Origin of the sequence: Streptomyces durbertensis (assembly GCF_014156695.1) — a bacterium.
Lineage (GTDB): Bacteria > Actinomycetota > Actinomycetes > Streptomycetales > Streptomycetaceae > Streptomyces > Streptomyces durbertensis.
This window is the reverse complement of the sequence record NZ_WMLF01000218.1, coordinates 1-8,707: the sequence shown is the minus strand read 5'-3', so window position 1 is coordinate 8,707 and position 8,707 is coordinate 1. Positions and strand designations below refer to the sequence as shown.

Sequence of the window (8,707 nt, the reverse complement as noted above, 5' to 3'; positions counted from 1 at the left end):
CCCTTCCCCTGCCGCGGCCCGCGGCACCCCGACCGAACACACCCAGGCCGCCCGACCGCCCACGGCCGGCCGGCGCCCCCGCGCGCCCGCATCCAGTCCTCAGGCAACCCACAAGCCATCCAAGGAAGTTCACCCCATGGCCGACATCTCGACGGGCATCGGCGTCCTGATCGCCGTCTGCCTCCTCATCGCACTGACGCTCCTGCTGGTCGTCAGCAGACTCTTCCGCAAGGTCCCGCAGGGCAAGGCGCTGATCGTCTCCAAGATGCGCAAGGTCGACGTGACCTTCACCGGTATGGTCGTCCTGCCCGTGCTGCACAAGGCCGAGGTCATGGACATCTCGGTGAAGACGATCGACATCGCGCGCACCGGCCACGACGGCCTCATCTGCAAGGACAACATCCGCGCCGACATCCGGATCTCCTTCTTCGTCCGCGTCAACAAGACCCGTGAGGACGTCGTCAAGGTCGCCCAGGCCATCGGCACCGAGCGCGCCAGCAACCAGGACACCCTCCAGGCCCTCTTCAACGCGAAGTTCTCCGAGGCCCTGAAGACCGTCGGCAAGCAGCTGGACTTCTCCGACCTGTACACGCACCGCGAGGAGTTCCGGAACCAGATCATCGCCGTCATCGGCACCGACCTCAACGGCTACAGCCTCGAGGACGCCGCCATCGACTACCTCGAGCAGACCCCCCTGACCCACCTGGACAAGGACAACATCCTGGACGCCCAGGGCATCCGGAAGATCACCGAGCTGACCGCGATCGAGCACATCGCGACCAACGAGTTCCAGCGCAACGAGGAGAAGGAGATCACCCGGCAGAACGTCGACGCCCGGGAAGCCGTCCTCGAACTCGAACGCCGCCAGGCCGACGCCGAGATCAAGCAGAAGCGGGAGATCGACACCGTCCGCGCCCGCGAGGAGGCCGAAACCGCCCGCGTCCAGGCCGAGGAGCGACTGCGCTCGCACGCCGCGCACATCAAGACCGAGGAGCAGCTCGGCATCCAGAACGAGAACCGCGAACGCGAGGTCGCCGTCGCCAAGCTCAACCGTGAGCGGGTCGAGGCCATCGAGCGCGAGCGCATCGAGAAGGACCGCATGCTGGAGGTCATCGCCCGCGAGCGGGAGACCGAACTCCGGCGTATCGCCGCCGACAAGGAGGTCGAGGCCGAGAAGCGGGACATCGCCGACGTCGTCCGCGAGCGCATCGCCGTCGAGAAGACCGTCGCCCAGCAGGAGGAGGAGATCAAGAAGCTCCGCACCGTCGAGGAGGCCGAGCGCGAGCGCCAGGCGCTGATCATCGCCGCCGAAGCACAGGCCCAGGAGCGGCTGGTCAAGGACATCAAGGCAGCCGAGGCCGCCGAGCAGGCCGCCGAACACCGCGCCGCCGAGGAACTGACCATGGCCGAGGCGCGCCGCAAGGCCGCCGAACTCGACGCCCAGGCCGCCATCCGGCTCGCCGAGGGGCGGAAGGCCGAAGCCGCCGCCGACGGACTCGCCGAGGCCGAGGTCAAGGAGCGGATGGCCGACGCCCTCGGCCGCACCCGCCAGGTCGAGGCCGCGGCCGCCAAGGACATGGGCCTCGCCGAGGCCGAGGCGACGCGCGAGAAGCTGAAGGCCGAGGCCGACGGCCTGACCGAGAAGGCCGCCGCGATGGCCGCCCTCGACGAGGCCAGCCGCGAGCACGAGGAGTACCGCCTGCGCCTGGAGGCCGAGAAGGAGGTCCGCATCGCGCAGATCGACGTGCACCGGCAGATCGCCGAGTCGCAGGCCACCCTCGTCGGCGCCGGACTGGAGAACGCCAACATCGACATCGTCGGCGGCGACTCCGTCTTCTTCGACCGCCTCGTGAACTCCATCACCGCGGGTAAGAGCGTGGACGCCTTCGTCTCCGGCAGCGACAGCGTCCAGGCCATGGCCGGGCCGTGGCTGGACCCGAAGAACTCGACGTTCACCCGCGACCTGGGCGCGATGGTGTCCGGTCTCGGCGCCTCCGGGCTGCGCGACCTGACGCTCAGCGGACTGCTCGCCCGGCTCATCGCCGCCGAAGGCCCCAACACCGGACAGCTCACGGCCCTGCTCGACGCCGTGCGCGGCACACCGGCCGCCGACCTGCCGCTGACCGCCCTGGTGCCGACGGCCCCGGCCGCACTCAACGGGCTGCCTGCCCAGAGCACCCAGAAGTAGCACCCGACCCGGCCCGGCCGAGGCAGGACCTCCCGCCCCGGCCGGGCCCGGGCACCGACCCGCGCAGGCGCGCGGTCGTCTGCACGAGTTGAAGCGAGGAGTGGGGAAGACGTGAGCACCGAGGCGCAGGGCACCGACGCGCGGGGCACCGACGCACGGGGCGCGGCGGCAGCGACCCGGCAGGCCGACGGCGACAACACGAACCGGCTCGACGCCGGCACCTACGACATCCTGCGCGACCGCATGTCGACCGCCGCCGGCGAACTGGCCCGCCGGGCACAGGCGCTCAACGCCCGGCGCACGGAGGTGTTCGGCGGCAGCGAGCTGGAACTCGCCGGCAACGACCGCATCCGCACCGAACACAACTGCGTACCCCGCGACATCGTGCAGGTCGGCGGCCTGATGCTGGTCGGCTACAACGTCCACTTCGGGCTTAAGCAGACCACCGACGTCAGGGACGTCTTCGCCCTCCACCGGTACGTCGACGGCCGATTCGACGAGGTCCCCTCCGACTCGCTGCCCGGACTGCTCGACGACCCGTCCTTCGTCCGCGACTTCACCGACCTCTACCGCTACTACCGCGAGGCCGAACTCCTCCAGCTGCGCCGCACCGGGCCGCTGCTGCTCGCCGTCTTCCAGACCGGCGAACGACTGACCGACATCCGGGTGCTGCGCTGGCGGATCAGCCCCGACGGCACCCCCGAGTACGTCGACGCCAAGGGCGAGCGCGACCACGTCTTCCCACCCGCCCAGGACTTCGAGTGGACCCCGGCCGGCCGCGAGTCCCACGTGCTCGGACGGCACCCGCACATCTCCATCGAGGGCACCCTCTTCGTGGAGACCGTGGGCGGCAGCCTCACCGTCAAGATCGAGAACAACACCGAGACCGGCGAGGGCATCTACTCCGAGCCCGTCGACGAGCCGCTCCAGTCCCTCGCCGACGCCGACGTGGCGTACGCGCGGGTCGGGCCCCTCGTCCTGCTGCGCGTCCTGCCCTACAACGAGACCGAGTACCGCCACCTGGTCTTCAACGAGCGGTCGAAGGAGGTCGTCCGGCTCGACGGCATCGGACTGTCCTGCCAGCGCCTCCCGGAGGACCAGGGCATCATCTTCCCCGGCGGCTACTACCTGACCACCGCGCCCGCCGGCGCCGCCGCACGCACCTTCGACACCGACACCACGGACCTGGAGTTCGAGTCCGCGATCCGCTCGCCCAACGGCGAGGACGTGCTGTACGCCTTCCACGCCCGCGCCGAGGGCCGCACCCTCCTGCTGCCGTACAACCTCATCCGCAAGGAGGTCGCCACCCCGATCCCCTCGCACGGCTACTCGCTCTTCGAGGACGGCACCATGGTCGTCTTCCGCGCGCAGAGCGACGAACCGACCCGGGTGCACCCCATGCAGGTCTGGCGCACCCCCTACCTCTCCGAGACGTACGCCGCCGCCCAGCCCGAGGTCGACGGGCCGCTCACCCGCATCGGCAACGCCGAACTCGTCCGAGGCATCTCCGACACCCTCTCGCTCGCCCGCATGGCCGACGAGATGGCGCCCGGCACCGCCGTCTTCGAGGCGATCGTCGCCGCCTGCTCCCGCGTCTCCGACACCTACTACTGGCTGGACGCCGAAGGGCTCGAGGCGCTGCACGAGCCGCTGGAGTCGCTGCGGACCACCGCCGAGCAGGTCATCGACGAGTTCGAGCGGGTCGAGGCGCTGCGCGACCAGGCCCGGGCCGCCGTCGCCGACGCCGCCGCCCGGGTGACCACGCTGGTCCGGCGCGCCCGAGGCGAGGCCCCCGGCGGCGCCACCGCGTGGGTCACCCTGCTGACCGAACTGCGCCGCGCCCACGGCTCGGTGGAGTCCCTGCGCGAACTGCGCCACGTCGACCTCGACCGCCTCGACACCCTGTCCGCCGAGGTCGCCGAGTCGCTCGCCGCCACCGGCCGCCGCGCGGTGTCGCACCTCTCCCGCGAGGACGCCTTCGACGACACCCGCGCCGCCGTCGAGGACCTGACCACCCGGGCCGCCGAAGCCGGCACCGTCGCCGACACGCGACCGCTCGCCGAGCAGGTCGACGAGCACGCCGAGGGGCTGCGCGTCGTCACCGACGTCGTCGGCGGCCTCGACATCAGCGACGCCACCGTGCGCACCGAACTGCTGGAGCGCATCGGCGAGGTCATGGGCCAGGTCAACCGGGCGCGCGCGGTGCTCGAAGGACGCCGCCGCGAACTGCTGGAGAGGGAGGGACGCGCCGAGTTCGCCGCCGAGTTCGCCCTCCTCGGCCAGGCCGTCGCCGGCGCGCTCGCGGCCTCCGGCACCCCGGAGGAGTGCGACGAACAACTCGGCCGGCTGCTGCTCCAGCTGGAGAACCTGGAATCCCGCTTCGGCGCCTTCGACGACTACCTCGCCCGACTCGGCGAACAGCGCGAGGAGATCTACGAGACCTTCTCCGCGCGCAAGCAGGCGCAGCTCGACGAACGCGCCCGCCACGCCGAACGCCTCGTGGAGTCCGCCGAACGCATCCTCGGCACCGTCTCCCGGCGCTCCGGCAGCCTGAAGTCCCTCGACGAGGTCAACGCGTACTTCGCCACCGACCCGCTGGTGTCGAAGATCCGCGAGACCGCCGACGAACTGCGCACACTCGGCGACTCCGTACGCGCCGACGAACTCGAGGGCCGGGTCAAGGCCGCCCGCCAGGAGGCCGCCCGCAGCCTTCGCGACCGCGCCGACCTCTACGACGCCGAAGGAACCGTCCGCCTCGGCCGCCACCGCTTCGGCGTCAACAGCCAGCCGCTCGACCTCACGCTCGTCCCGCAGGACGGCGCACTCGCCTTTGCCATCACCGGCACCGACTACCGCGCGCCCGTCCAGGACGAGGCGTTCGACGGCACCCGCGACTTCTGGGACCAGCCGCTGGTCTCCGAGTCGCCGCGGATGTACCGGGCGGAGCACCTGGCCGCCACCGTGCTCACCGCCGTGGAACCGGCCGCCCTGCGGACCGCCGCCGCGAGCGACGGCGGCCTTACGGCCCTCGTCCGGCAGCACGCCGAAGCCGCCTACGACGAGGGCTACGACCGAGGTGTCCACGACCACGACGCGGCCGCCATCCTCACCGCCGTCCTCGGCCTCCAGGAGGAGGCCGACCTCCTGTGCTTCACCCCCGAGGTACGCGCCGCCGCCCAGCTCTTCTGGGCCTACGGCACCCAGGACGCCCACCGCGGCGCATGGCTCACCCGTGCCCAGTCGCTGGCGAGGGCCCGCCGCGCCTTCGGCCCCGGCCCGGCCGTCTCCGAACTCGCCGCGGAACTCGCCACCCACGCCGACGGCTTCCTCCAGCGGGCCGGCCTGCCCGCCGTGGACACCGGCGCCGTCGGCCGCTACCTCTTCGAGGAACTGGCCGCCGGCCGACCGGCCTTCGCCACCTCGCGGGCCGCCCGGGAACTCCTCGCGGACTTCCGAGCCGCCCTCGGCGGCGACCACTCGGCCGAGGCCAAGGAGTTCAGCGAGGACCTGCGCGCGCTCGGCGACGACCTCACCGCGCGCCACCAGCTCGCCCTGGCCTGGCTCGGCGCCTACGCCGAGGCCCGGTCCGCGCCGACCACCGACCTCGCCGAGGCCGCCGCGGTCGAACTGTGCGGTGACGCCGTCGAGCGCCGGGACGTCGCCGCCCCCACCAGCACCACCGTGACCGGCCTGCTGGGCAGTCACCCCCGGGTCACCGGCGGAGAACTCCCCCTGCGGCTGGACGAGTTCCTGGCCAGGACCGAGGACTTCCGGACCCACAGGGTGCCCGCCCACCGGGCCTACACCCGGGCGCGCAACGCCCTGCTCGCCGCCGAACGCGAGCGGCTGCGGCTCGACTCGTTCACGCCGCGCGTCATGTCGGCCTTCGTCCGCAACCGGCTGATCGACGAGGTGTACCTGCCGCTCATCGGCGACAACCTCGCCAAGCAGCTCGGCACCGCCGGCGACGACCGGCGTACGGACAGCCAGGGCCTGCTGCTCCTCCTCTCACCTCCCGGCTACGGCAAGACCACGCTCATGGAGTACGTGGCCGCCCGACTCGGACTTGTCCTGGTCAAGGTCGACGGGCCCGCACTCGGCCACCGCACCACCTCCCTCGACCCGGCCGCGGCCCCGGACGCCGCCGCCCGCCGAGAGGTGGAGAAGGTCAACCTGGCCCTGGAGATGGGCAACAACGTCTTCCTCTACCTCGACGACATCCAGCACACCTCCCCGGAGTTCCTCCAGAAGTTCATCCCCCTCTGCGACGCCCAGCGCCGGGTGGACGGCGTCGCCACCACCGACGGCCAGGCCCGCACCTTCGACCTGCGCGGCAAGCGGTTCGCCGTCTGCATGGCCGGCAACCCCTTCACCGAGTCCGGAGCCCGCTTCCGCATCCCCGACATGCTCGCCAACCGGGCCGACGTCTGGAACCTCGGCGACGTGCTGTCCGGGAAGGAAGAGGTCTTCGCACTCAGCCACATCGAGAACGCGCTCACCTCCAATCCCGTGCTCGCGCCGCTCGCGGCGCGCGAGCGGGCCGACATCGATCTGCTCGTGCGTCTTGCCAGGGGCGACGAGTCGGCGCAGTCCGACCGTCTCGCGCACCCTTACACCCCCGCGGACCTCGAACAGATCCTCTCCGTGCTGCGCAAGCTGCTGCACGTCCAGCAGACCTCGCTCAAGGTCAACGCCGCCTACATCGCGTCGGCCACGATGGACGACACCGACCGGACCGAGCCTCCCTTCCGGCTCCAGGGCTCCTACCGGAACACGAACAAGCTCGCCGAGCGGATCGTGCCCGTCATGAACGACGACGAACTGGAAGCGCTCATCGACGACCACTACCTGGGCGAGGCGCAGACCCTCACCACAGGCGCGGAGGCCAACCTGCTCAAGCTCGCCGAACTCCGTGGCCGCCAGACCCCGGAGCAGGCCGCCCGATGGGAGGAGATCAAGCGCACCTACCGCACCGGCGGGACAGCCTGATCCCCTGTGGTGCCGGCTCCGCTGCCGGCTGTCGCTGCCGCTCGGCGCGGTGCCGGCACCACAGCCGTCTCCCGGGTCACGGATAACGGGAGTGCGTGCCGCCGAACGGGCGGCTACGCTCACAGACCCACAGGCCGCACCTCCTTCCTTCCTGCCCTCCTCTGCTTGTTGGAGCCCGAAGAGTTGACCTTCCCGACCGCCGACCGGACCACGCTGCGCGCGGACTGCGCTCGCTGCTTCGGGCTCTGCTGTGTGGCGCTCCCCTTCAGCTCCGGGGCCGGCTTCCCGACCGACAAGCCCGCGGGGAAGCCGTGCGCGAACCTCCGCGCGGATTCCAGCTGCGGCATCCACGCCCGGCTGCGGCAGGACGGCTACTCCGGCTGCACCACCTTCGACTGCTTCGGCGCCGGCCAGCGGGTGTCCCAGACGACCTTCGCCGGCCGGGACTGGCGAGGGGCTCCCGCCCGTGCCTCCGCCATGTTCGAGGCGTTCGCCGTGATGCGGCAGCTGCACGAGATGCTCTGGTACCTGGACGAGGCGCTCGCCCACCGTGCGGCCGACTCACTCCACACCGAACTCGCTCTGCTCGGAACCGAGATCACCGCCCTCGCCCGGTCCGAGCCGGAAACCCTCACCTCCTGCGATCTGCCGGCCCTCCGGGACCGTGCCAACCGGTTGCTGACGAGCGTCGGCGTGCTCGTCCGAGACCAGGCGGCCTCACGCGCCGGCCGACCCGCCGGGCCGGACCGACGTAACGCCGACCTGATCGGTGCGCGACTGCGGGGAGCCGACCTCCGAGGCGCCAACCTGCGCGGCGCCTACCTCATCGCCGCCGACCTGCGGGGAGCCGACCTGCGCGACGCGGAACTCATCGGAGCGGACCTCAGAGACGCCCGCCTCGACGGCGCCGACCTCAGCACCGCGCTGTTCCTCACCCCACCGCAGGCAGCCGCCGCCCACGGAGACCGGGCGACACGGCTACCCACCGGCCTGGTACGTCCCTCACACTGGGGTCCTTCTCAGGACAAGGGAGTTTCTGATGGCCAAGGTCAACGTCAGTCTCGACGCCGAACTGGTCGTCGAAGTGATGGTGCTCGCCGGGGTGAACAACCCCCAGGACGCCGTCGAGGCCGTCGTTCGTGACTACATCGAGCGCGGGCACCGTACCGAGGCCCGCACCGGCCGGGTGGACCATCACCTCCAGGAGACCGCCGCGAAGCCGAAGGAAGAACAGGCCTGACGGGGGTCGGTTGACCGATCTGGCGACAACTCCGAGCGTAGAGAAGGCGCGGACAGCTCGGCATCAACCATTGGATTGAAGCGTTTCTCCACCCTTTGATTGATCCTCTCGAACGGCGGTTTTGCCCCTCGGAGTGCCGGGGCACCCTACTCGCAGCCGACTCCGTCACCGTCCCGAGTCCAGACGCGGGCCGTAGCCGGGCTGCCCCCGGTAGACGGGAGCGGTGCCCGCGGCCCGGGCCGCCGGGAGGCGGGCCACCGTACGGGCCAGGTGGCGGGCCGGGGCCGGGC

At 71.5% G+C, this 8,707-nt stretch carries 5 protein-coding genes; 4 read left to right on the top strand and 1 reads right to left on the bottom strand.

Annotated elements, in window-relative coordinates:
* Positions 1–136: 136 nt before the first annotated feature.
* The 4 genes from GL263_RS15605 (at position 137) to GL263_RS15590 (ending at position 8,417) form a co-directional block, all read left to right on the top strand.
* On the top strand, positions 137–2,188 hold the full coding sequence (locus tag GL263_RS15605) for a flotillin family protein (protein WP_182856319.1): 2,052 nt from the start codon (positions 137–139) through the stop codon (positions 2,186–2,188).
* A gap of 243 nt (positions 2,189–2,431) precedes the next feature.
* Complete coding sequence (locus tag GL263_RS15600; RefSeq protein ID WP_182856321.1) at positions 2,432–7,177, top strand: DNA repair ATPase; 4,746 nt, start codon at positions 2,432–2,434, stop codon at positions 7,175–7,177.
* A 165-nt stretch (positions 7,178–7,342) separates the two neighbouring features.
* Complete coding sequence (locus GL263_RS15595; protein WP_228456531.1) at positions 7,343–8,320, top strand: pentapeptide repeat-containing protein; 978 nt, start codon at positions 7,343–7,345, stop codon at positions 8,318–8,320.
* Positions 8,265–8,417 carry a DUF2191 domain-containing protein gene (locus GL263_RS15590; protein ID WP_228456532.1) on the top strand — a complete coding sequence of 51 codons (153 nt, stop codon included), beginning with the start codon at positions 8,265–8,267 and terminating at the stop codon, positions 8,415–8,417. Before GL263_RS15595 ends, GL263_RS15590 begins: the two co-directional genes overlap by 56 nt.
* A 165-nt stretch (positions 8,418–8,582) precedes the next feature.
* Here GL263_RS15590 and GL263_RS29250 read toward each other — a convergent pair whose 3' ends face one another.
* Positions 8,583–8,675: an excalibur calcium-binding domain-containing protein gene (locus GL263_RS29250; protein ID WP_438947962.1), complete on the bottom strand. Its 93-nt coding sequence runs from the start codon at positions 8,673–8,675 to the stop codon at positions 8,583–8,585.
* Positions 8,676–8,707: the final 32 nt, after the last annotated feature.